This is a genomic window from Brachybacterium netajii (SeqCode) (assembly GCF_054114245.1).
The window spans coordinates 56350-78989 of sequence record NZ_JBSYXB010000011.1; the positions used below are offsets into that span (position 1 = coordinate 56350).

At 72.6% G+C, this 22640-nt stretch carries 19 protein-coding genes; 6 read left to right on the forward strand and 13 right to left on the reverse strand.

All coding sequences use genetic code 11. The features are described 5' to 3' along the window. Positions 1-51 precede the first annotated feature (51 nt). The 5 genes from ACXET9_RS15055 to ACXET9_RS15075 all read right to left on the reverse strand — a co-directional run bounded on the left by ACXET9_RS15055 (position 52) and on the right by ACXET9_RS15075 (position 7362). Entirely contained in the window at positions 52-1866 is a 1815-nt protein-coding gene (locus ACXET9_RS15055) for an ABC transporter ATP-binding protein (RefSeq protein WP_457887504.1), read from the reverse strand. Then, positions 1863-3758 (reverse strand): ABC transporter ATP-binding protein, encoded by a 1896-nt coding sequence (locus ACXET9_RS15060; protein WP_457887505.1) that lies wholly within the window; start codon positions 3756-3758, stop codon positions 1863-1865. Before ACXET9_RS15060 ends, ACXET9_RS15055 begins: the two co-directional genes overlap by 4 nt. Before the next feature lie 265 nt (positions 3759-4023). Next, positions 4024-4377, reverse strand: coding sequence for a hypothetical protein (locus ACXET9_RS15065; RefSeq protein ID WP_457887506.1), 354 nt, complete (start codon positions 4375-4377; stop codon positions 4024-4026). Between the two features lie 76 nt (positions 4378-4453). Then, on the reverse strand, positions 4454-5644 hold the full coding sequence (locus ACXET9_RS15070; RefSeq protein ID WP_457887507.1) for a Fic family protein: 1191 nt from the start codon (positions 5642-5644) through the stop codon (positions 4454-4456). A 131-nt stretch (positions 5645-5775) separates the two neighbouring features. Beyond that, positions 5776-7362 (reverse strand): alpha-amylase family glycosyl hydrolase, encoded by a 1587-nt coding sequence (locus ACXET9_RS15075; RefSeq protein ID WP_457887508.1) that lies wholly within the window; start codon positions 7360-7362, stop codon positions 5776-5778. A 116-nt stretch (positions 7363-7478) separates the two neighbouring features. On the opposite strand from ACXET9_RS15075, the gene ACXET9_RS15080 reads away from it, so the two are divergent. Together ACXET9_RS15080 and ACXET9_RS15085 are read left to right on the forward strand one after the other, a co-directional pair. Then, a complete protein-coding gene (locus ACXET9_RS15080; RefSeq protein WP_457887509.1) occupies positions 7479-8312 on the forward strand; it encodes an alpha/beta hydrolase in 834 nt (277 codons plus the stop codon). A gap of 130 nt (positions 8313-8442) precedes the next feature. Beyond that, the gene (locus tag ACXET9_RS15085) at positions 8443-8721 is read left to right on the forward strand and encodes a YciI family protein (protein ID WP_457887510.1); all 279 of its coding nucleotides are present in this window, start codon (positions 8443-8445) and stop codon (positions 8719-8721) included. A gap of 72 nt (positions 8722-8793) precedes the next feature. Here ACXET9_RS15085 and ACXET9_RS15090 read toward each other — a convergent pair whose 3' ends face one another. Continuing rightward, positions 8794-9399, reverse strand: a complete 606-nt coding sequence (locus tag ACXET9_RS15090) for a hypothetical protein (protein ID WP_457887511.1) — start codon at positions 9397-9399, stop codon at positions 8794-8796. A gap of 19 nt (positions 9400-9418) precedes the next feature. Beyond that, positions 9419-10339 (reverse strand): LysR family transcriptional regulator, encoded by a 921-nt coding sequence (locus ACXET9_RS15095; protein ID WP_457887512.1) that lies wholly within the window; start codon positions 10337-10339, stop codon positions 9419-9421. Between the two features lie 91 nt (positions 10340-10430). Between ACXET9_RS15095 and ACXET9_RS15100 the strand changes: the two genes are divergently transcribed. Beyond that, complete coding sequence (locus ACXET9_RS15100; protein ID WP_457887513.1) at positions 10431-11012, forward strand: hypothetical protein; 582 nt, start codon at positions 10431-10433, stop codon at positions 11010-11012. Between the two features lie 222 nt (positions 11013-11234). Further along, the gene (locus ACXET9_RS15105; protein WP_457887514.1) at positions 11235-11516 is read left to right on the forward strand and encodes a hypothetical protein; all 282 of its coding nucleotides are present in this window, start codon (positions 11235-11237) and stop codon (positions 11514-11516) included. Between the two features lie 87 nt (positions 11517-11603). Here the strand turns inward: ACXET9_RS15105 and ACXET9_RS15110 are convergent, their stop codons facing one another. The 6 genes from ACXET9_RS15110 to ACXET9_RS15135 form a co-directional block, all read right to left on the reverse strand. Then, positions 11604-12422 carry a response regulator gene (locus ACXET9_RS15110; protein ID WP_457887515.1) on the reverse strand — a complete coding sequence of 273 codons (819 nt, stop codon included), beginning with the start codon at positions 12420-12422 and terminating at the stop codon, positions 11604-11606. Beyond that, positions 12407-13750 carry a sensor histidine kinase gene (locus ACXET9_RS15115; protein ID WP_457887516.1) on the reverse strand — a complete coding sequence of 448 codons (1344 nt, stop codon included), beginning with the start codon at positions 13748-13750 and terminating at the stop codon, positions 12407-12409. Before ACXET9_RS15115 ends, ACXET9_RS15110 begins: the two co-directional genes overlap by 16 nt. A 195-nt stretch (positions 13751-13945) precedes the next feature. Next, positions 13946-16072, reverse strand: a complete 2127-nt coding sequence (locus tag ACXET9_RS15120; RefSeq protein ID WP_457887517.1) for a hypothetical protein — start codon at positions 16070-16072, stop codon at positions 13946-13948. After that, the gene (locus tag ACXET9_RS15125; RefSeq protein ID WP_457887518.1) at positions 16069-17736 is read right to left on the reverse strand and encodes a hypothetical protein; all 1668 of its coding nucleotides are present in this window, start codon (positions 17734-17736) and stop codon (positions 16069-16071) included. Before ACXET9_RS15125 ends, ACXET9_RS15120 begins: the two co-directional genes overlap by 4 nt. Before the next feature lie 93 nt (positions 17737-17829). Further along, the gene (locus ACXET9_RS15130; protein ID WP_457887519.1) at positions 17830-18807 is read right to left on the reverse strand and encodes a carbohydrate ABC transporter permease; all 978 of its coding nucleotides are present in this window, start codon (positions 18805-18807) and stop codon (positions 17830-17832) included. Further along, positions 18804-19970: an ABC transporter permease subunit gene (locus ACXET9_RS15135; RefSeq protein WP_457887520.1), complete on the reverse strand. Its 1167-nt coding sequence runs from the start codon at positions 19968-19970 to the stop codon at positions 18804-18806. Before ACXET9_RS15135 ends, ACXET9_RS15130 begins: the two co-directional genes overlap by 4 nt. A 347-nt stretch (positions 19971-20317) precedes the next feature. Between ACXET9_RS15135 and ACXET9_RS15140 the strand changes: the two genes are divergently transcribed. Beyond that, complete coding sequence (locus ACXET9_RS15140; RefSeq protein WP_457887521.1) at positions 20318-21397, forward strand: glycoside hydrolase family 43 protein; 1080 nt, start codon at positions 20318-20320, stop codon at positions 21395-21397. Between the two features lie 48 nt (positions 21398-21445). Next, positions 21446-22615 carry a CAAX protease gene (locus tag ACXET9_RS15145; RefSeq protein ID WP_457887522.1) on the forward strand — a complete coding sequence of 390 codons (1170 nt, stop codon included), beginning with the start codon at positions 21446-21448 and terminating at the stop codon, positions 22613-22615. Positions 22616-22640 lie beyond the last annotated feature (25 nt).

A 22640-nucleotide genomic window follows, 5' to 3' on the forward strand; every position in this document is an offset into this window, starting at 1 on the left:
GGGTGCCGACGAGCCGGCCCGGGCCGGTGACGCACCCGAGACCTCCGCCCCCTACATCGACTCCTGCCACGCCCGGTACAGCGCCGCGAACCTCCCGCCGGCGGCGACGAGCTCCTGCGGGGAGCCGTCCTCGACGACCTCGCCGTCGTGCACGACGAGCACGCGGTCGGCGATCATCACCGTCGAGAGGCGGTGGGCGATGATCAGCGCGGTGCGCTCGCCGAGGAGCTTCGTCAGCCCCTCCTGCACCATCCGCTCGGAGGGGATGTCGAGGGAGCTCGTGGCCTCGTCGAGGATGAGCACGCGCGGGTCGGCGAGGAAGGCGCGGGCGAAGGAGATGAGCTGGCGCTGGCCGGCGGAGACGCGTCCGCCGCGCTTGTTCACGTCGGTGTCGTAGCCGTAGGGGAGCTGCTCGATGAAGACGTCGGCGCCGATCGCGCGGGCGGCCCGTTCGACGTCCTCGCGCGGGGCGCCGGGGCGTCCGAGCTCGATGTTGTCGGCGACGGTCCCGGAGAACAGGTAAGCCTCCTGCGTGACCATGACGATGTTGCGGGTCAGGTCCTCGAGGGTGATGTCGCGCAGGTCGACGCCGTCGAGGGTCACGCGGCCCTCGGTAGCGTCGTAGAAGCGGGAGATCAGCTTCGCGACGGTGGACTTGCCGGCACCGGTCTGGCCGACGAGCGCGACGGTCTGGCCGGCGGGGATGTGCAGGTCCAGGGGCTTGAGGACGACGGGCCCGTCGGCCGAGTAGCGGAAGGAGACGTCCTCGAAGTCGACGCGGCCGGTGGAGGTCGGCAGCGGCGTCGGACGCGCCGGGTCCTTGACGTGCGGGGCGACGGCGAGCAACGTGGCGATCTTCTCGAGGGCCGACAGGCCCGACTGCAGCGTGTTGTAGAAGCTGGCGAGCTGGTCGATGGGCTGGAAGAAGCGCCGCGAGTACAGGGCGAGGGCGATGAGCACGCCGACCTGCAGGTCGCCGCCGACGACGCGGAATCCGCCGACGAGCAGCACCACCGCGATCGTCGCGTTGGCGAGGACGCGCAGCGACGGCTGGTAGATGCCGAAGACGTTGATCGAGCGCAGCGAGGCGTCGCGGTAGTCCTGGGCGAGGGTGTCGAACTCGGCCTCGTTGCGGGTCTCCTTGCGGAAGGCCGCGACGGCGCGGATGCCGGCCATGGCCTCCACGAAGTGCACGATCAGGCGGGCCGAGTGCGAGCGGATCGCCCGGTACTCGACGCGCGAGCGCTTCTGGAACCACACCGTGAGCATGACCCCGGGGATCAGCATCAGCAGCATGACCAGGCCCGTCACCCAGTCCATGACGATGATGAGGATGACCGTGTAGACCATCGACAGCGAGGAGCCGACGAGGATGTCGACGCCCGAGTTCAGCAGCTCGCGCAGCGCCTCCATGTCGGAGGTCTGTCGGGAGACGATGCGGCCGGAGGTGTAGCGCTCGTGGAACTCGAGGTCCTGCTTCTGGGTGAAGCGGAAGACGCGGCGCCGCAGCGACAGCAGCATCTGCTGGCCGACGACGGTGCCCTGCCGCACGTAGCCGAAGGTCAGGACGCCGCCGATGATCGCGCAGCTGATGTGCAGGGCGGCGGCGGCGAGGGCCGGGGCGCCGTCGCCCGCGATGAGTGCGGGCAGGGCGGTGTCGATGCCCCAGGCGATGATCGCGGGGCCGGCGACGACGGCGAGCTGCGCGATGACGACCATGAGGCTCATGGCGACGAACTGGCCCTTGACGGGCGAGATCAGCTCGCCGAGCAGGCGGAACGAGCGTCGTCGGGCCTCGCGGTTCTCCTCGGGGGTGAGCTCGCGCTGCTCGACGTCCTCCTCGCGCGGGGATGCGGGGGCGGTCATCGGCTCTCCTCCTTCTCGGTGCTCTGCGGGTCGGTGCTCTGCGGGTCGGGTTCCGGTCCGACGTCGGGCGCACGGCCGCCCCAGGCTCCGCGGAGGTCGAGCTCGCCGGTCAGGGTCTCGATGTCCTGGTCGCGGCGGGCCTCCTCCTCCTGGTTGGCGATGACGTAGCGGTAGCGGGCCGAGGTGCGCATCAGCTCGGCGTGGGTGCCGACGTCGGTGATGCGTCCGCCGTCGATCAGGGCGACGCGGTCGGCGAGGGCGACGGTCGAGGTGCGGTGGGCGACGATCAGCGTCGTCGTCCCCTCGAGCACGCTGCGCAGGCGCGCGGTCACCCGCTCCTCGGTCTTCGTGTCGAGGGCCGACAGCGGGTCGTCGAGCAGTAGCACGGCGGGCTGGGCGGCGATCGCGCGGGCGAGGGCGAGGCGCTGGCGCTGGCCGCCGGAGAGGCTCATGCCCTCCTCGCCGATGCGGGTGTCGACGCCGTCGGGGAGGTCGAGGGCGAAGGAGGCGTCGGCCGTGTCGAGGGCGAGCGCCAGGAGCTCTTCGCGGGCGGCCTCGTCGAGCGCGGGATCGGCGCCCAGCAGGACGTTCTCGCGCACCGAGTCGGAGAACAGGGTCGCCTCCTCGAAGGCGACGGCGGTGAGGGTGCGCAGGGAGACGAGGTCCATGGCGCGGATGTCGACGCCGTCGATGGTGATGCGTCCGGCGGTGATGTCGTAGAGGCGGGGCACGAGCTGCAGGAGCGTCGACTTGCCGGAGCCGGTGATGCCGACGAGCGCCATGGTCTCGCCGGGGCGGACCGTGAGATCGGCGCCGTCGATCACGTCGCGCACATGGTCGGGGGCGTCGGCGTAGCGGAAGTGCACGTCCTCGAGGCGGACCTCGCCGCGGGCGGCGTCCGTCGTCGGGCGCGCGGCGTCCTCGGGGGAGACGATCGGGTTCTCGTCGTCCATCACCTCGTAGTGGCGGGTGAGGGCGGTGGAGGTGTTGATCGCCTGGCCGAGGTGGTTGCCGAGCATGCGCACGGGCCCGATCACCATGGTCGCGGTCGCGAAGTAGGAGGCGAGCTGGCCGGTGTCCATGCGGCCGTGCGCCGTCTCGTACAGGCCCAGCAGGAGCGCGATGCCGAGGGCGATCTCGGGGAGCATGAACATGAACATGTTGAAGGTGGCCATGGCGGTCGCCATCCGCACCTCGGTCTGGCGCAGCTCGTCGGCCTGGGCGGTGAAGCCCTCGAGCGCCGTCGGGCCGCGGCCGAAGGCCTTGAGCACGCGGATGCCCTGGACGGACTGCTCGATGGTGGTGGCGAGGTCGCCGTTCTGGTCCTGCGAGAGCCGCGAGAGGTGCGTGAAGCGCTGGTTGAAGCGGAACGCGAGCACGCACACCGGGATCGCGAAGACCAGGAACACGACGGCGAGCAGGGCGCTCGAGCGGAACAGCAGCACGGTGCCGACGGTGATCGTGACGACGTCGGTGACGATCATGATCATGCCGAAGGCGACCCAGCGGCGGATCATGTTGATGTCGCTCATCATGCGCGAGAGCAGCTGGCCGGACCCCCACGCGTCGTGGAACGCGACGGGCATGCGCACGACCTTGCGGTAGAAGCCGACGCGCATCTGCTTCTCGATCGTCGTGGACGGGGCGACGGCGAAGACGCGGCGCAGGTAGATCAGCGCGGCCTCGAGCAGGCCGATGCCGAGGACGATCGCGCAGCCGGTCCACACGACCGCGGCGGTCGGGGAGGCGTCCAGGCGGTTGATGATCCACTCGAGCGTCTGCGGGATCATCAGCGACGACGTCGACGCCGCGATCGCGCTCAGCAGACCGAGGATGAGGCGGAGGCGGATGGGCTTGACCGTCTGGAACAGACGGCTCATGTTCTCGAGCATGGGGGAGGAGGACCTCGATGGGGGTGCGGGGCGGGCAGGCGGAGCCCGAGGAGCCGGCGTGCGACCAGCAGGGGTGTCGGGGTGCTCCGCGGCGATGGGGGAGCGGGCGGTCACGGGCAGGCTGACTTAGCTTAGTCAACTATCGTGCCGGGCGGGGCCGGACGCGCCGCACGGCGGCGGATCGGGGGAGCCGACGGGCGGGGTCCGACGGGACGGCTTCGACGGGCCGGGCCGCGATCGTCGGCCGACGGGCCCGTCGGGAGGCTCAGGCCTCGTCGTCGACCGGGGTCCAGTCGCTGTACGCGGCGTCGGAGAGCACCGCGGCGGCGCCCGCGGCGACGGCGGTCACCGTCAGCACGGCGGGCCAGGAGCCGACCTTCTTGGCGAGCGGGTGCGAGAGGCCGAAGCCGAGCGCGTAGGTGGCGCCGAGCACGGCGGTCGTCGCCGGGCCGCGACGCGCGAGCCAGGTGCGACCGGCGTAGATCCCGGCGGCCGCGAGGACGACGCCGCCGAGGGGACGGATGCCGGTCTCGCGGGCGGTCAGCCATCCTCCGATCAGGCCCGCGGCGACGACGGGGGCGGTGCTGACGGACTCGGCGGGCTTGATCGCGATGCTCATGGGAAGAGCCTACGACGCAGGGCCGAGCGGTGGCTGGGGCGGGCGGCGCCGGACGGTCGGGTGGGGTGCGAGGGGGTCACGGCTCGTCTCGGATGATCGACGGCAGGACGTGCAGTCGGTCGAGTTCACGGAAGAGGAAGGGCGTCACCGCGTTCGGGGACAGTCGCACCTGGTAGGTGCGGCTCGTCGGAGCCGTGCGCTTCAGGAGCTGACGATCGACCATAGACGCGATCGCTCGCGAGCGTGCCGAGGGAGTGCCGGGGAGTGCGTCGGCGACATCTCCGGCCTTGAAGGGAGTTCCCGACGCTGTGGCGGTGAGTACGTCGGCGTCGGAACGGGAGATGCTCCCGGCAGCCAGCGCGGTGTGCACCGCGCTGCGGACGAGGCGGAGAAGAGTGTCGGCCTCGGAGAGTCGATGGACGGCCTGGACATCTCGCAGGAGCCCGCTCACCACGAATTCGATCCATGAGAGGAGGCCGTCGTCGGAGAGGGAGTCGGCGGCTGCGAGATGGTCGTAGTAGCCCTGCCGATCTGCCCCGAACACGGTGGTGGGGTTGATCGTCGGGTAGTCGACGTCCGGTGCGAACCCGTAGGCGCGGATCATGGCGTAGGAGAACAGGCGGGCGGTGCGCCCGTTCCCGTTGCCGAACGGATGGATCCATACGAAGCGATGGTGGGCCACCGCCATGCGGACCAGGTGCATATGGGGTTCCGCGGGTGCGTTGGCGAAGTCCAGCAGGTCGGTCATCAGCGGGTGCACGAGCGACGCCGCAGGCGGCGTGTGGGCGGATCCGCTGATGCGGACATTCCTCTCTCGATACTGGCCGGGCGTCTCGTCGCCCTCGCGTTGCAATCCGTCGGTCGCGACATGGTGGAGCTCTCTGACCAGTGTGTGGGTCAGCGGCGAACCTGGGGCCACGTGCCGGTCGACGTGTTCCGCCGCGTCCTCGAGATGGAGGATCTCCAGGATCGGATCGCCGAGATCGAGCCCGGGTCGCGACTCCCGCAGGCGTGCTCCTTCGACGGCATCCACCAGCGTGGTGCGGTTGCCTTCGATCCGCGCCGAGGCGATGCTCGAGATGAGTCGATACAGCTGACTCATCTCCGCCAGCGCGGGCAGCCGATCGGCAGTCCTCGGCAGGTCTCCGCGACGGCGCTCGAGCTCGACCGCTTTGGCGGCGAGCGAGGAGTCGAAGGGGAATGGGGGGACGCGCAACGCATCGGACATCGTGCAATTGTAAGCAAGGTGCAGACTATTTGCGAGCAACGTGGCGTTGTGCCTGGCAGTGACGATGTGGGGCGCACATAGATGAGCAAGTATTTGCGTCGTCGATGGACCGTACTTGCAGTCGGACTACTCGGTGCGCGGTGACGACGCCGGAAGGCCGGGCGCCCGTCTCAACAGAGCACGGCGACCCCGTGCGCGGGCACGGCCCCGTCCGCCGGTGCGCCGACGCCGTCGAGCATGTCGGCGCCCGAAAGGAGCTCGAGCACCGTGCCGGGCACCCGACCGTCCGCCGCCGCGGCTGATCGTCCGTCCGCCGACTCGTCCGCTCGCCCGTCGACGCCCTCGCCGACGCGTCCGACGGGCAGCGCCGCCGGCTCGTCGGAGAGGTTCAGGGCCAGCAGCAGGCGCTCGCCGCCGGTGCGTGCGCGCAGCTCGATGAGCGCGTGCTCGTTCGCGAGGGCGTCCTCGGGGACGTGCACCGAGGCCGTCTGCAGCCACGGGTGCCGGCGCCGCAGCCCCAGCAGCCGACGGTGCGCCTCGAGGATCCGCGGTGCTGCCTCGGGGCTGAGCACGGGGATCCGGGCCGGGGCGTCGGCCGGGTCGTCGGGGAAGGGGAGGCGCACGGCGTCGTCGCCGCCCGCCCGCTCCTCCTTGACGCCGGTCGCGCCGAACTCGTCGCCCGCGTAGACGACGGGGACGCCCGGCAGCAGCGCCAGCAGGGCGATCGCGACGGCGAGATCGCGGCCGTCGGGCAGCTGGGAGGCGATCCGGGTGGTGTCGTGGTTGCCGACGAACGTCAGCGGCAGTCCCTCCGCGAGGAACTCCGCGAGGAACTGCTCGTGGCGGCCGAGGGCGTGCGCGAGCTCCCAGAGGTTCCCGTCGGCGAGGGACGACCACACGGCCTTCCACAGCTCGTACTGCGTGACCGAGTGCGCGCCCGACGCCTGCGCGATCGACGGGTAGTCGCCGTGGATGACCTCGCCGAGGATCCAGGCCTCGGGATGCGCGGCGCGGACCCGCGCGAGGATCGGCTCCCACGCCTCGGCGCCCGCGGAGTACATGGCGTCGAGCCGCCAGCCGTCGGCGCCACGGTCGAGCCACCAGCCCATGACCTCGACGATCCGGTCCTGCACGACGGGATCGGCGAGGTTCAGCTCGACCAGGTCGGCATTGCCCTCGAAGCCGTAGGGGTGCGCCGCACGGCCGGTCGTTCCGTCGGCCGCCCCGCCGTCGGCCGCCCCGCCGTCGGCCGCCCCGCTGCCGGCCGCCCCGCTGTCGGCCCAGCGGATGCGTCGGCCCTCGGGGCTGTCGGGTCCGGCGGCGAGGGCCGCGCGCACCACCGGGTGGTGGTGGGAGACGTGGTTGAAGACGCCGTCGAGGACGAGCCGGATCCCGCGCTCGTGGCAGGCCGCGACGAGCTGCGCGAAGTCGGCGTCGTCGCCGAGCCGCGGGTCGAGCCGACGGTGGTCGAGGGTGTCGTAGCCGTGGCTGACGGAGTCGAAGATCGGGTTCAGGATCAGCACGTTCGCGCCGAGCGAGACGAGATGGTCGAGCCAGCCGACGACCCTCCCGAGCCGGTGCACGACGTTCTCGCCCGCGCCCTCCCCGTAGGACTCGCCGACGAGGTCCTCGCGATGCCGCGGCGCGCCGCAGAACCCCAGGGGGTAAACCTGCCAGCAGATCGCCGTGCGGATCCACGCCGGCAGGGCCGGGACGTCGGCGGGGGCGCCCGAGGCGGGCGGGGTCGTCGCGCTCATGGCGCCATCGTAGGGCGGGGCGGCGTCGGCCGACGGGGACCCCGCGGGCGGTGTTGAATGGACCTGGTCTGCGCGGCCGCGCCGGACCACCCTCGCCGACACCAGGAGCACCGCCCATGATCCGCCTGCGCAGCGACCACTTCTCCGAAGCCCTCGGCATGGGCACCTCGATGATCGTGCTGATGCCGCAGGAGGCCGCGGGCATCGGGATGTCCGGCGCCGCCGGCGCCGCCGGGTCCGACGGTGCAGACGGGTCCAGCGGGGCCGACGATGCAGGCGGGGCCGACGGGAGCGTCCGCGACGGCGTCCCCGTGCTCTACCTCCTCCACGGCCTGAGCGACGACTGCACCATCTGGGAGCGGCGCACGGCGATCGAGCGCTACGCCTCCGAGAAGGGCATCGCCGTGGTGATGCCCGAGGTGCGCCGCTCCTTCTACAGCGACGAGGTCGTCGGGGAGGCCTACTGGACCTATATCGCCGAGGAGCTCCCGCAGCTGGTCGCGCGCACCTTCCGCATCTCGACCGCGCGTGAGGACACCTTCGTCGCGGGCCTGTCGATGGGCGGGTTCGGCGCCTTCAAGCTCGCCCTGAACCATCCCGAGCGCTTCGCCGCCGCGGCCAGCTTCTCCGGCGCCCTCGACCTGACGACCCTCGAGCTCGGCGACAACGGCGGGCACCTGTTCGACCGGATCTGGGGCGACCGGCCGATCGAGGGGACGCACGACGACCTCCTGCACCTCGTGCGCACCTCCGACCCGGGCACGCTGCCGGCGCTGTTCCTGGACTGCGGCACCGACGACTTCCTGCTCGAGGCGAACCGCGCGTTCATCGCCGAGGCCGAGTCCCGCGAGCTCGACCTCCTCTCGCGACTGCGTCCGGGCGACCACACCTGGGACTTCTGGGACCGCGGCATCCAGGACGTCCTGGACTGGCTGCCGATCCGCCGCTGACGGGCGGACGTCGCGTCGGCCGAGGGGCGTGCGCCCCGCCGCTGACGGGCGGGCGCCGGCGGACGTCCCGTCGGCCGGCGGGCCGCGTCGGGCAGGATGAAGGGCATCCGTCGACCCCCAAGGAGCGATCGTGGCCCTCTTCGCCGTCCAGTACACCTACGCCGATGATGCCGAGCGCATCGCCGTGTTCCGTCCGGAGCACCGCGCGCACCTCGCCGAGCTGCACGACGACGGCGTCCTCGCCGCCTCCGGTCCCCTCGACGACGGCGGTCGCGCGCTGCTCCTGATCACCGCGGACTCCGCCGAGGCCGCGCTCGCCGCGCTCGACGGCGACCCCCTCAAGCGCGAGCGCCTGATCGCCGACCGCACGGCCGAGGAGTGGAAGGTCGTCATCGGCCAGGTCGGCTGAGAGTCCGGTACTCCGGCCGACGGCTCCGGCGGCCGACGGCTCCGGCGGCCGACGGTTCAGCCGTCCGGCGGTTCAGACGGTCGGGTCCTCGTCGGCCTCGCCCTTCGCCGCGGCACGGTCACGTCCCTCGGCGAGCATGTCGAGCAGTCGGCCGACGGTCGCACGCTTCGCGGTCTCCTGGCCGACGATGACGATCGGCAGCTGGCCGCGCCCGCCGAGCTCCTCGGTGAGGGCCGCGCCGGACGGGTCCTTGTAGACGTTCACCCAGGCCACGTCCTCGCGGTCGCCGCGGATCGCGGTGTGGAGGCGCGCGGAGAGCGGATCGCCCGGCGCCCACAGCACGATCGCGACCTCGTCGCCGCGGCGGGCCGCCGCCTCGACGAGCGGCTGGTGCGGGCCGGTGCGCAGCGGGCTCGTCCAGTAGCCCATGAGCAGGGCGAACAGGGCGAACATGATGGCGCCCGCCCACAGCTGGGCGACGGCGAGCAGGGCCGCGAGGGCGAGGCCGACGATCAGCATCAGCGCCGGACGGATCCACGCGGTCGCGGGCACGGTCCAGACGGGGCCCTCGGGCGCGGGCTGGGGCGGTGTGGGCTCGCTCGTCGCCGGCTCGCTCGGCGTGGACTCGCTCGACGCCGGCTCGCTCGTCGGGGTCTCGTTCGGCGTGGGCTCGTTCATCGGGGTCTCCTCCGCGGGATCAGATCAGCGAGGCCGTCGTCGAGCGGTCGTTGGCCTCGGCGACGAGGGCGTCGCGGAGAGCGCCGACGGCCGGGATCGACAGCGCTCCGCGGCGGTTGACCAGGCCGATCATGCGGTTGTCGAGATCGGGCAGGGCGCGCACCACGACGGCGTCGGAGGGCGTGGCCTCGAGGGCGATCTCGGGGAGCAGGGCGATGCCGCCGCCGTGCTCGATGAGCCGCTGGACCACGATCGAGTCGTCGGTCGAGTGCCGCACCGTCGGCACGAAGCCCGCGGCGCGCGCGTTCGACATGAGGTTCGCCCGACAGCGTTCGCAGCCCGCGATCCACAGGTCCGTGCGCAGGTCGGAGAGGGTGAGGTCGGGGTCGGCGGCCTTCGGGTGGTCCGTCGGGAGCACGGCGAGGACGCGATCCTCCATGAGGGGCGACCATTCGAGGGTGCCCTCGGCGTCGATGTCGGAGCCGGGGTAGCGGAACACGAGCGCGAGGTCGAGGTCGCCCTCGCGCAGCGCGGCGACGGCGTCCGGCGGCTCGAGCTCGGAGAAGGTGACGTCGAGGTCGGGGGCGGTCTCCCGCAGGCTCTGCAACACGGGCGGCAGCAGCACGGCCGCGGCCGACGGGAAGGTCCCGAAGCGCACGGTGCCGCGGCGCAGCGCCGTGATGTCGGCGAGCTCCTGCTCGGCGGCCTCCATCTGGGCGGCGATCGCCTCCGCATGCGCGGCGAGGCGGCGCCCGGCCTCGGTCGGGGTGACCCCGGAGGACGAGCGCAGCAGCAGCTGCGTGCCGACCTCCTTCTCGAGGGCGGCCAGGTGCTGGGACACGGCGGGCTGCGTCCAGCCCAGCTCGCGGGCCCCGGCACCGATCGAGCCGTTGCGCACGACGGTGCGGAAGATCAGGAGGCGACGAGGATCCAGCGACATGCCTCCATGCTAGGACGGACCGCAAAGGTCTGCTTATGGGGTGTGGCGGAGCATGCGGTGAACCGCCTCACCCGCGTCTACCCTGTCGGGCATGGCATCACCATGGGGGCAGAGCGGGGACGACCGACGGTCCGGGGACGACGAGAGCAGCGGGCGCCGCGGCCTCGGCCGATGGACGCGCGACGATCAGCACGGGCCCGACGGGGACCAGGCCTGGCTCGGCGGGAGCAGCGGCGGCAGCGGCAGCAGCGGCGGAGGACGCGGCAGCAGCAGCGGGATCGCCGACGATCGCTCGCGGAACGAGCCCCGGGGCCCTGTCTTCTCCTCGGACTTCGACGACGGCAGCGCCGCCGACGACGGCCGCCGCGGCCTCCGCGATCGCCGCGCCCGGGGCGCCCGCGATGATCTCGGGTCGGGGTCGGGGTCGGGGTCGGCTCCTGGGCCGGCCCGTGAGCCGGGCGAGCCCGAGTTCTTCGCGAACCTGAGCAAGGGGGCGAAGTCCCTCGTCCGACTCGTGGTGATCGGGTTCGTCGGGTTCTTCATCGTCCGTTTCGCCGGCCGCCGGAACTTCGAAGGATGGAACGCGGACGCCTTCTTCGGGCTCCCCACGTGGACCGTCCTTCTCATCGTCGTCGTCCTGGTGTGGGTCTTCCGCGGGATGCGACGGAGGTAGGGACCGCGGCCCGCCGGTCTCGAGCGTCCCGCACGCCCTACGGCCCGGAGATCCCCTATGGCGAGGACGGCGGCTACACCGGGCTACGCTACGGAATGCCTGGTGGAGAGACCTTTAGGAAGTGCCGATGAGCCCCCTCACCCGTGCGTCCTTCCCTCGGCCTCGCCTACCCTGGCGCGCATGGAGCCACGGGGGAAGGACGCACAGGGGAAGGACGCACGGGTGAGGGACCAGAGCGCGCTGCCGCCTGAGGGGGACGGATGGTCCTCCGGGTTTGAGCATGCCCAGGGACAGGGCGATGACGCGCATGGTCGGCCCCGTCGCATCCCGGGGAGCCTCTCGACGCCCGCGAAGGGCGCTCGCATCGGCATCGCCCTGGTCTGGGGGATCCTCGCGATCGTGGTGATCGTGCAGTTCGCCGGTGCCGGCCGGATCAGCGCCCTGCCGTTCCTGCTCATCGCCCTCGGCGTCGGCGCGACGGTGGCCCGGGTCCTGCGCCGGTAGCGCGAGAGTCGTGCCGGCTCGGCCGGCGGGTCAGGCTCGGCCGACGGCTCAGGCCCGGCCGACGGATCGGCCGCCGACGGCCCCGGCTCAGCCGCCGAGCTCGAGCACGCGGATCGCGAGCTGCACCCGATTGGTGACCTGGAGCTTGTGGTACAGACGGCCGAGGTGCGTCTTCACGGTCGCGACGCTCATGTGCAGTCGGTCGCCGATCTCCTGGTTGACCAGGCCTGCGGCGACCAGACCGGCGACCTCCCATTCGCGGGAGGTGATGCCGTCGGGGATGGTGCCGTCGGCCCCACCGGTGCTGGAGACCGGCGCGAGGCCGTCGGACGGATCGGCCGTTGCGACCCCGTCGGACGCGGTGATGGCACCGCTGACGGCGCCCAACCCCGCCGGTCCCGCCGCTCCTGCGACGCCCGGCCCGCCTGCTCCGCCGGCGGCGAGGCGGACCAGGCGGGCGAGCACGTCGGGGGAGAAGCGGGGCCGGTCGGCCGCCGCGTCGAGCACCGCGTCGACGACCTCGGCCGGCGGGGAGTCCTTGAGCAGGAACGAGACCGCGCCGCCGCGCAGGGCCTCGAGCAGGAACTCGTCGGTGTCGAAGGCGGTGAGCATGACGACCCGCGCGCTCGCCCCCTGCTCCCGCAGCCGGGCGAGGGCCTCGAGGCCGCTGACGCGCGGCATCCGGACGTCCATCAGCACCACGTCGGGGGAGAGCGCGGCGACCTGCGTGAGCGCGGCGGACCCGTCGGCCGCCTCGCCGACGACCTCGATGCCGTGCAACCCGTCGATCATCAGCCGCAGCCCGGCGCGCATGAGCGCCTCGTCGTCGACCAGCAGCACGCGCACCGGTCCCGTCGGCTCGTCCCGGTCGCCTGGTCCCGTCGTCCCGTTCACCATGGCACCCATGCTTCCACCTCGAAGGTCCCGGCGCGCACCCGATGGGTCGCGTCGCCGCCGAGCAGCCGCGTCCGCTCCCGGACGCCGAGCAGGCCGTGGCCGGTGGACGGGGCGACGGCGGCATCGTCCGCCAGCGGGTTCCGCGCCGTGAGCACCACTCGATCGCGCATGCTCGCGCACGCCTCCGATCTGGCGCCCGCCTCCGAGCCGGCGCCCGAGCCCGATCCTGCGCCCGACGCCTCGGGGTCGGGCGCGCGGGCGATCCGCACCGCGAGCGGGCTCCCGGGCGCGTGCTTCGCGGCGTTCGTGGTGACCTCGGTGAGCACCCGTGCGAGCGCGACCACGGTGGAGCGGTCCCGTCCGGCGAGGTCCTCGGGGGTGATCCCGTCCCAGGTCAGGGTGACATCCTGGCCGTCGGCGCGGCAGCGCTCGATGATCGTGAGCAGGGTCGGGGCGGTCGCGAGCGGGTCGTCGCCGTCGACGGTGCGGAGGGTCAGCAGCACGGAGCGGAGCTCCTGGTTCGCCTGCTGGGCGGCGTCGCGGACGGTGAGCGCGGCCCGTCGGACGTCCTCGGGCGAGAGGTCGTCCCGATACGACAGGGCGCCGGCGTGCATGGCGATCGCCGCGAGGTGATGGGAGATCGAGTCGTGGACGTCGCGGGCGAGGGCGGTGCGCTCCTCGGCGCGGACGCGGGCCGCATCGGCGTCGTGCTCGCGCACGAGCGCCTCCGCCTCGCGCTCGGCGGCGGCCCGGGCCAGCTCCGCCGCCTCGCGCTCGCGGTCGGCCGACGCCGCGCGCGCCTGCAGCGACCGCAGCAGCTCGCGCCGCGTCCCGATGACATGCCCGGTCAGCAGCGGGACCGCGGCCGACACGAGCATCACGCCGAAGGTCGTCAGCACGAGCCCGCGCGGGGAGTCGCCGCGGATCTCGGCGTCGATCGTCAGCGTCGTCATCGACATGCCGCCGACGAGCAGCAGCGCCCCGATGTCCAGCACCATCCGTCGCCGCAGCCCCAGGCGGTACAGCGCGACGGCCGCCGCCGGCAGCGACCAGGTGCTCATGCCCGCCGCCATCGCGATCACCAGGTGGACGGCGCTGTGCACGCGCCCCGCGCGCGTGAACCGTAGCGGGCCGACGGCGAGCGACACCGCGATGCCGACCAGCGCGTCGAGGCCAAACATCGTGAGGAGAGCCGGCGCCGGCTCGGGGTTGACCTCGAGCTCCATCCCGAAGCTGATCAGGAACGTCAGCAGTCCCAGCAGCAGGCACAGCAGCGTCTGCCCGAGGGCGATCGCCCACGCACGGGCGCTGCGCAGGCTGGGAGCGGGGATGGTCATGCGGACAGCCTAGGGAGAGCGGCCGGTCAGCGGATCCTCCGCCCGGTCGACCTGGTCAGGCACGTGGGTCGGCCGTTCTGCCGATGCCGCCCGGCCGAGCGGAGGATGCTCCGAGCTGGGGTGATGGGGCGATGGGGTGACGGGGCGGGTTCCCGTGGTGGGCCGCGAGGCTCAGATGCTCAGATGCTCAGATGCTCAGCCCACGCGGAATCGCGCCTCGACCCGCGTCCGACGAGCGTGCTCGCGCACGATCACCACGCCCAGCGGGCGCCCCGTCGGATTGCCCGGGGCGAGCGCGGTCAGGACCTCCGCGCCCGGAGGCGCCGTCAGAGACAGCTTCGGGGAGCCGTCGGCGTCCCAGCGCAGGCGCGCGGTCCCGTCCGGGCCGACGACCGCCTGGTGCAGATCCTCGAGAGCCTCCGCCCCGGGCAGGCCGACGAGTGCAGTGCTGATATTGGTGCTGGTGTGGGTGGAAGTATCAGCGCTGGTGCCGCCGTCGGCCATCGCCAGCATGTCGATGATCTCGCCGTCGCCATGGAAGAGCCAGGTCAAGGGACCGGGCTCCTCGGCCTCGAGCTCCATGACGTCGGACCAGCCGTCGTCCTCGATCGTGATCGTGCGGCGGATCGAACGGCTGCCGGTGGAGCATTCGGGGCCGGTGCCGGGGTCGGAGCCGGAGTTCGTGCGGGAACCGCCGTCGGCCGACCACCGCACCGCGCCCTGCATGCGCCGGGGATCCCAGTGCTCGAGCTCGGCGTCGACGGGCGGCTGGCGCTCGTCATGGATCACGCCGATGCTGTGCGCGGCGGGGGAGCGCATCCAGGTCGTGAACGCCGCACCGTAGCCGCCGGAGCCGAGGTCGAGGCTCATCCAGCGCCCGGGGATCTCGACGTCGACCGCGAGCTTGTCGCGATGGTCGTGCATGCCGACGTCGCGTCCGCTGCGCATCGTCACCCGGACCCGGTCCGAGACCAGCGCGCCGATCCCGGCGTCGGGCCAGAGGAACGACTCCCGCGGACCGGCGGATGCCGTGGCCGCGTCCGATGACGGGGCGGACAGCGCATTCGACGGCAGGGCCGCCCCCGTGGCGGCGGGGCTGCCGAAGACGAGTGCGGCGATGCTCTCGCGGCCCGGCATCGGCAGCGCCCCGGGCACCTCCCAGCGGGCGCCGATCCACAGCTCGATCGGATGCTCGCCCGTCGTCCCCGTCGTCCCTGTCAAGTACGGCGCCGGGTCGACGGAGCCGTTGGGCAGCAGCGCGGCCGCGGCGAGCGCCGGGGAGGAGAAGTCCGCGAGGTGCCCCTGCGGCCAGCAGTCGCCGTAGGCGGGGAGCCGGCCGTCGGAGTAGGCGAGCTGGACGGGGACCGAGACGGCGCGGGCGAGCATCGCGGTGCCCTCGTCGGACAGGCTCTCCGGGCCCGCTGCCTCGCGATGGCTCAGCAGCGCCGACAGCGTGTAGAAGTGGTAGAACGCGCTGGTCTCGTACCAGATCCCCTCGGCCCGGAAGCCCTCGCGGATCTGCTGCTCCACGCCGAAGGGGCCGGTGCGCACGCGCTCCAGGAGCGCCGCGTCGTCGGTCGCGACGGCGCATTCCGCGAGCGCGGCCAGCAGCCAGCAGTGGATGTTGTGGATCATCCCGACCTGCGGCTCGAGCAGGGCGGCGACCTGCCCCGCGAGCGTGCGGGCCTGCGCGTGGGCGGGCGCGGGGAGCAGATCGTCCGTCCAGCGGACCGCGCGCAGCAGCGCGATCGCCCAGATCGCCTCGTCGAGGTTCTGCGGCATCACGCGTCCGAGCCCGACCTTGTCCCCGTGCACCGCGTGCTCGAGGTAGTGCGTGCTGTAGTGCGCGAGGAGCCGGGTGAGCTCCGCGTGCGCCGTCTCCTGCAGCGCGGGGTCGACGTCGAGGCGCAGCAGGAGCGCCGCCCGCTGCGCCTGCGAGGCCGCGAGGTTGTGCATCCAGGTGCGCCAGGCGCCGTCGACGAGCGGCCCGGTCGCGACGCGTCCGCAGCGGGGGCAGGCGTGCGCGTGCGGGGAGGCGGGGTCGAAGCGGAGGCGCTCGCCGTCGTCGCAGAAGTAGTGGTGGGTCCATTCGCTGGGGTCGGCGGGCGCGGGGATCCGCAGGTCCTGGAGGCCGCGCGCGAAGTCGTCCGCCAGGCGGTCGACGAGCGCCGACGACGCTCGCGCGCGGACGGCCTCCCAGTCGGGCCGGAAGGCGGGCCCGCCCGTCGGCTGGGAGCCGCCCGTCGGCCGGGGCCCGCCCGTCGGCCGACGGCCGGCGCCGACGGACGAGCCGGCGCCGGCCGCGGCGCGTGCGCTCGTCATGAGGCGGACTCCAGGGAGTCGTAGGCCTCCTGGTACTCGTCGCGGATGGCGTCCCCGCCCTTCTTCTTCCAGTCGGCGACGGCGTCGTCCCAGGCGGAGACCTTCTCGCGGCCCTGGAGGATGTCGTTGCGGAGGTCGGCGAGGGCCTTGCCGATCTGGCCGCCCTTGCTGGAGTCGGTCTCCGAGTAGAGGCCGCGCACCGGGTTCGAGACGGCGGTCGTCGCCATCTGCATCTGCGCGTCGTACTGCAGCTGCGTGGCGTCCGGGTCGCCGGGGGTGTAGATCGGGGCGGGGGCGTCGGTGAAGTAGACGATGCCGAGCGCGGTCTCGCTCTTGCCCTTGTCGTTGAGCACGGGATCGGTGCCCTCGAGCTCGTGGTGGACGCCCTCGAGGCCGTACTTGAGGAACTTGTGCTCGGTGGAGCCGAACGGCGAGGCCAGATAGTTCAGGAACTTCAGGAGGGTCTCGACGCGGGCCTCGGAGCCCTTGGAGATGGCGGTGACGGAGTTGATGGGGGAGCCCAGCCAGGCGGGGGCGAGGCCGCCGCCGTCGAGCAGCGGCGTCGGGAACAGCCCCAGGTCGACGGTGTCGTCGCCGGTGGACAGCGCCGTGTAGCTGGACCAGCCGGAGAAGGTGTCGAAGGTGAAGGAGGTGGTGCCGTTGATCAGCCACAGCTTGTACTCCTGCCACTGCGCGCCGAAGGTGTCGGGGTGCGTGTACCCCTTCTCCACGAGGGAGCGGGTCGCCTCGAGGGCGTCCTTCTGGGCCTCGTGCTCGTTGGCGCTGACGAGCTTCCCGTCGACGACGGACCAGCCGTTGGGGATCTCGTGCATCTGGCAGACGTAGTCGGTGGGGACCCGGGAGAGCGCCCAGCGGTTCGAGCCGGCGTCGGTCATCTCCTCGCAGATGCTCACGAACTCGTCCCAGGAGGCGGGGGCGGTGTCGATGCCCTTCTCGGCGAGCAGGTCGTTGCGCCCGTAGGTGATGTACGTGCTGGTCACGCCGCGGGGCACGGGGACGGTGAAGATCTTGCCGTTGTAGATCGTCGAGCGCCACGCCTCGGTGGGCAGGTTCGCGAGGTTCGGGTAGGCGGAGATCGCGTCCTGCGAGAGGTACGGGGTGAGGTCCAGGGCCTCGGACTCCAGCAGCTGCGGCATCTGCGGCGCCGAGCCGACGCCCCAGATGTCGGGGAGCTGGCCGCCGGCGACGGCGGTCGGGAACTTCTCGTTGTAGTCGGCGGGGTTGGAGATGTTGATCGTCAGCTCCGAGCCGAGGCGCTCGTTGAGCTCCTGCCAGTACTCGTTGGAGCCGAGGCTCGGCGGGATCGGCGAGTTGGTGATGCCCATGGTGGTGATGGGGTCGCCGTCGCCGGGGGCGCCGTCGGTCGCGTCGGTGACGTCGGCGGGATAGCTGAAGTAGGCGTCGGCGACGCCGTTCTCGCCGATCAGGTCGGGCTCGGCGCCGCCGGAGACGGCGGTGAACGTCGGCAGCAGCGACTCGTCGACCGTCTGGTCGACGTCGCCGCCGCCGCGGCCCTCGTTGGAGCAGGCGGCGATGGCGGGCAGGGCGAGCGCGGTCAGGGCGCCGCCGGCGAGGGCGGTGCGGCGGGAGGGGCGGGCGGCGGTGAGGCGGGAGGCGGGGGTGATGCGGTCGGTGCGGGACATGGTGGTGCTCCTTCGGGTGCGGGGGAGGGGTGCTCCGGGGCCGACGACGGCGTCGGCCCCGGGCGTCGGGCATCGGGTCTCGGGCGTCGGGCGTCAGCCCTTGACGGCGCCGGTGAGCATGCCCTTGGCGAAGTGCTTCTGGAGGAACGGGTAGACGATGAGGATCGGGATGATCGAGATGACGAGGATCGCCATCTGGATCGACGTCTGCGGGGGCATCGCCTCGGCGGCGGCGCCGAGGTCCTGCGTGCCCATCGGCACGTCGTTGACGACGTAGGTGCGCAGCACCAGCTGCAGCGGCCACTTCGAGGCGTCGTTGATGTACAGCAGCGCGCTGAAGAACGCGTTCCAGTAGCCGACCCCGTAGAACAGGCCGATCACGGCCATCACGGCGCGGGACAGCGGCAGGCCGATGTGGCGGAACAGCTGCCATTCGGTGGCGCCGTCGATGGTGGCGCTCTCGATGAGCTCCTGCGGCAGCTCGGTGAAGAAGGCCCGCACGACGATCACGTTGAAGGCGCTCACGGCGGTCGGGATGATCAGCGCCCACAGGCTGTTGAGCAGCCCGAACTGCTGGACGACGAGGTAGCTGGGGATCATGCCCGGGTTGAACAGCAGGCTGATCAGCACGAGCATCAGCATCAGCCGGTGGCCGACGACGCCGCGTCGGCTGAGCGCCCAGCCCAGCAGGCAGGTCAGCGTGAGGCTGATCGCGGTGCCGACGACGGTGACGAAGCCGCTGACGAGGATCGCCCGGGTGACCACGCCGCCCGAGAGGATCGAGATGTAGGCGGTCAGGTCGATGCTCGTGGGGAGCAGGACGAAGCCGCCGGCGGCGGTGACCTGCTCGGGGCTCGCCAGGCTGGTGGAGATGATCCCGAGGAACGGGATGATCACCAGCAGGCAGATGATCGTGAGGATCACGCCCTTCACGGCGCTCTCGACGCGGCCTGGGGCGGGCACGCCGTCGACGATCCGCGGCCGACGACGGCGCGGGCGGGCAGGACCGGCCGGGCCGGAGGCCGCCGGCTGCGGGGAGGCGGCGGGCCGGGAGGATGTCGTGGTGCTCATGCCTTGTAGACCCCCTGCTCGCCGAACGCGTGGGCGACCTTGTTCGCGGCCAGGACCAGCACGAGCCCGACGGCTCCCTTGACCAGTCCGACGGCGGCGGCCACGCCCCAGTTCCCGCCGACGATGCCGTTGTTGTAGACGTACGTGTCGAGGACCTCGGAGACCTGCAGCCCGACGGCCTGCTGCTGCAGGATCAGCTGCTCGAAGCCGACGCTGAGCGAGTCGCCCAGCTTGAGGATGAACAGCAGCACGATGATCGAGCGCATCGCCGGGAGGGTGACGTGCCAGGTCAGGCGCCAGCGGTTGGCGCCGTCGACGCTCGCCGCCTCGTACAGCGACTTGTCGACGCGGGCCAGCACGGCGAGGAACAGGATCGTCGCCCAGCCGGTGTCCTTCCAGATCACCTGCGAGGTGATCAGCACCTTGAACAGGTCGGCGTTGCCGATGACGCTGAGCGTCTCCCAGCCGTGCGCGCGCAGCGTGTTGTTGATCAGGCCCGCGCCGCCCAGCATCTGCTGGAACACCGCCACCACGATCACCCACGACAGGAAGTGCGGGAGGTACACGATCGACTGCACCAGCTGGCGCAGACGGTTGGACATGAGGCTGTTGAGCACGAGCGCCAGCACGATCGGCGCCGGGAAGACGAACACCGTCTGCAGCAGCGTGATGATCAGCGTGTTGCGCAGGGCGTTGAGGAACTCGGGGTCGCCGTTGATGATGACCATGAAGTTCTCGAAGCCCACCCAGAGGCTCCGCTGCCATCCGAGGTACGGCTGGAAGTCCTGCCAGGCGATCACGTTGCCGAGCAGCGCGTAGTACTGGAAGGCGATGATGACCGCCATCCCGGGCAGCGCGAACAGCAGCACGACCCGGTCGCGCACGATACGCCGCCACAGGGGCAGGCGGTGCCCGCGGCGGGGCGTCACGCCGGAGCCGCTCGGGCCGACGGGGGCTGCGCTGCGGCTCGCGCCGGCGGGGTCGGTCGCACTGGCGGCGGCACCCGCGCCGGCGGGGTCCGACGTCGCGGACGCGCCGGTGGGATCGGGCAGGGGCCCATGGGCGGAGCGGGCGGCGGTCAGCGTGCCGCTCGCGGACGATGCCGCCCCGGCGAGGCGTGCGGTCCGGGGCATCGCCGGGACCTCGCTCTCGGGGTCGTTCATGCGGAGCCTCCTCATCGTTGAAGCGGTCGAGCCGACACGTCTCCCGGGGCTCGGAGGGCCTCTCCGGGGGTGACGGTGACAGCGAGACTCTCACGTGGAAATTCTCCTGCACAGCGTCGTTGCGCAATCGTGATCATCGGCCATCGGTTGGTTATGACGATCACCGATGCTGACCTGCACCGCAGGTCAAATGCGTATCGGCAGTGCGACGCGAGGGTCGAACCGGACATCTCGGACCACTTTCGACCTCCCTACGGGAAGGGGTGGCGGAGGTCGGCAAGCGCTTCTATTCTCACGTAGGAAAGTTCGGTGCTCCCGCACCGACCCGATCGACAGCGAGGTCGACGATGTCCGAGGCAGTCCTCCCCCGACGGGCGATCGCCCGTGCCGCCGCCGCAGGAGCCGCCCTGCTGGCCTCCGCCGGCGCCGTCCCCGCGGCCCTGGCCGCCGGATCCTCCGCCGGCGCGACCAGCGCGACCGGCGCGACCGGCGCCCCCGCCGCACCCGCGGCGAAGGGCGGGAACGGGTACACCAACCCCGTCAGCGAGAACAACCATCCCGATCCCGGCGTGCTGCACGCGCTCGGGCGCTACTACCTGTACTCGACCGCCGGCTCCCGCGGGCACATGCCGGTCCTGGTCTCCGACGACCTCGTGACCTGGGAGGAGCTCGGCAACGCCATGCCCGAGATCGCCTCCTGGTGCACCGCCGGCCGGCACTGGGCGCCCGAGGTCATCGAGATCGACGGCCGCTTCCACGCCTACTACACCGCCCGCGACACCGCCTCGGCGACCCAGGCGATCGGCCACGCCGTCGCCGACGACCCCGCCGGGCCCTTCGTCGACGACGACGCCGCGGCCCTCCTCGTGCAGGACGAGGAGGGAGGATGCATCGACCCCTCGCCCTTCCGCGACGAGGACGGCGCGCTCTGGCTGCTGTGGAAGAACGACGGCAACGCCCGCGACCTGCCCTCGTACCTCTACGCCCAGCGCCTCACCGACGACGGTGCCGAGCTGGTGGGGGAGCCGACCCGGATCCTCCAGCAGGATCAGGACTGGGAGATCTACACGATCGAGGGCCCCTCGATCATCCGCGAGAAGGGCCGCTACTACCTCTTCTATTCCGCCGGCGAGTACTGGAACGAGAGCTACGGCGTCGGCGTCGCCGTCGCCGACTCCGTCCTGGGGCCCTGGGAGAAGGTCGCCGACGCCCCCGCTCTCTCCGCGAACGACGTCGCCGCCGGCCCCGGCCACGGCACCCCGATCCGCACGAAGGACGGCGTCTGGTACGTCTACCACGCCTGGCAGCCCGGGCACGTGAACGGATCCCCCGGCCGTCAGGTCTGGCTCTCCCGGGTGCGCTTCCGCGGTGGCCGCGTCACGATCGACGGCCCGACGACGGACAACCCGCACCGCCCCGTCGTCTGAGCCGATGCGGGCGCCGGGGCCGGCGGGCGGATCTAGAGTGGACCTGACATGCGCAGACACTCCGCTCCTCAGTCCCCGTCCGCCGGCACCGACGCCGCGGACGCCCCGGTCCCCGATGCGGTTGCCGAAGCCGCTGATGCCGCGGACGCCCCGGCTCCGGCCGTCGCCTACCACCGCCTGCCGACGCTGCGGCCCGCGTGGAGCGGGCGCGGGCGCCCGCTGCTGACGCTGCTCGCCGCGTTCATCGCCTACGTCGTCCTCGCCTCGATCCTGCTGGTCGGGACGATCCTCGTGCTCGCGCTGCTGCCCGGCGTCAACATCGCCCTCGGCATCGTCAGCGGCGACCGCACGAGCCCTCTCGACGTGGCCCTCGCCCTGCTGATGGGGGCGCTGTGGCTGCCCGCCGGGGTGGTCGGCGTGCGGATCGGCGGCTGGCGTCCGCTCGCGACAGCCTGGTCCGTGGCCGCCCGTCTCCGCCGCGAGCTGCTGGGCACCGCGGGCGCGGTCACGGCCGTCGGCGGCGCGATCGTCGTCGGCGCCGCCGCGCTCGCGGGCGCGCTCGGCCGCACGGCCCCGGCGGCCGACGTCGATCCCGCGGCCGCTGCGGGCGCGACGGCCGATGCCGCCGACGCCGCGGCCGCGAGCGCCGGGGCCCCGGTCGCGCAGCTCCTCGCGGTGATCGTGATCGTCCTGCTCATCGCCCCGATCCAGGTGATGGGCCTCGAGCTGACCCTGCGCGGGGCCGTGCTGCAGGCCGTCGGCAGCCGCCTGCGCTCGCCCCTCGTGCCGGTCCTCGCCGTCGCCGCCGTCGCGCTGATCGGCCGCGAGACCACCGCCGCGGTGCTCGTGCCCGCCCTCGTGCTCGCGCTGTGCGCGGGGGTGCTCGCGTGGAAGAGCGGCGGCCTCGAGATCCCGATCGCGCTGACGGGGAGCATCACCGTCGTCGGCCTGATCGTCGCGGCCCTCGCCGACGGCACCGCCGCCGCGGCGGGCGTCGACGCCCTGGTCGCGGCCGCCGCGGCACCGGGCACGTCGATGGCGGCGCTGCACGCCTCGGACGCCTCCGCCGCGCTCGCCGGCGGCTGCGTGGGCGCGCTCGCGCTGCTCGTGCTGACCGCCGCGCTGGTCCTCGTGATCAGCCGGCGCGAGGGCGTCGGCCTGCTCGAGCCCGTGCGCCGCGCCGCGGGGGAGCCGGTCCCGGAGCCCGTGCTCGTCTGAGCAGGGCCGACGGGCCCGGCCCCGT

What these genes read in the sequence shown, in the direction of transcription:
- ACXET9_RS15055 (WP_457887504.1), bottom strand. Translation starts at nt 1,866, where the DNA reads ATGACCGCCCCCGCATCCCCGCGCGAGGAGGACGTCGAGCAGCGCGAG.
- ACXET9_RS15060 (WP_457887505.1), bottom strand. Translation starts at nt 3,758, where the DNA reads ATGCTCGAGAACATGAGCCGTCTGTTCCAGACGGTCAAGCCCATCCGC.
- ACXET9_RS15065 (WP_457887506.1), bottom strand. Translation starts at nt 4,377, where the DNA reads ATGAGCATCGCGATCAAGCCCGCCGAGTCCGTCAGCACCGCCCCCGTC.
- ACXET9_RS15075 (WP_457887508.1), bottom strand. Translation starts at nt 7,362, where the DNA reads ATGAGCGCGACGACCCCGCCCGCCTCGGGCGCCCCCGCCGACGTCCCG.
- ACXET9_RS15080 (WP_457887509.1), top strand. Translation starts at nt 7,479, where the DNA reads ATGATCCGCCTGCGCAGCGACCACTTCTCCGAAGCCCTCGGCATGGGC.
- ACXET9_RS15090 (WP_457887511.1), bottom strand. Translation starts at nt 9,399, where the DNA reads ATGAACGAGCCCACGCCGAACGAGACCCCGACGAGCGAGCCGGCGTCG.
- ACXET9_RS15095 (WP_457887512.1), bottom strand. Translation starts at nt 10,339, where the DNA reads ATGTCGCTGGATCCTCGTCGCCTCCTGATCTTCCGCACCGTCGTGCGC.
- ACXET9_RS15100 (WP_457887513.1), top strand. Translation starts at nt 10,431, where the DNA reads ATGGCATCACCATGGGGGCAGAGCGGGGACGACCGACGGTCCGGGGAC.
- ACXET9_RS15110 (WP_457887515.1), bottom strand. Translation starts at nt 12,422, where the DNA reads ATGGGTGCCATGGTGAACGGGACGACGGGACCAGGCGACCGGGACGAG.
- ACXET9_RS15115 (WP_457887516.1), bottom strand. Translation starts at nt 13,750, where the DNA reads ATGACCATCCCCGCTCCCAGCCTGCGCAGCGCCCGTGCGTGGGCGATC.
- ACXET9_RS15120 (WP_457887517.1), bottom strand. Translation starts at nt 16,072, where the DNA reads ATGACGAGCGCACGCGCCGCGGCCGGCGCCGGCTCGTCCGTCGGCGCC.
- ACXET9_RS15125 (WP_457887518.1), bottom strand. Translation starts at nt 17,736, where the DNA reads ATGTCCCGCACCGACCGCATCACCCCCGCCTCCCGCCTCACCGCCGCC.
- ACXET9_RS15130 (WP_457887519.1), bottom strand. Translation starts at nt 18,807, where the DNA reads ATGAGCACCACGACATCCTCCCGGCCCGCCGCCTCCCCGCAGCCGGCG.
- ACXET9_RS15135 (WP_457887520.1), bottom strand. Translation starts at nt 19,970, where the DNA reads ATGAACGACCCCGAGAGCGAGGTCCCGGCGATGCCCCGGACCGCACGC.
- ACXET9_RS15140 (WP_457887521.1), top strand. Translation starts at nt 20,318, where the DNA reads ATGTCCGAGGCAGTCCTCCCCCGACGGGCGATCGCCCGTGCCGCCGCC.
- ACXET9_RS15145 (WP_457887522.1), top strand. Translation starts at nt 21,446, where the DNA reads ATGCGCAGACACTCCGCTCCTCAGTCCCCGTCCGCCGGCACCGACGCC.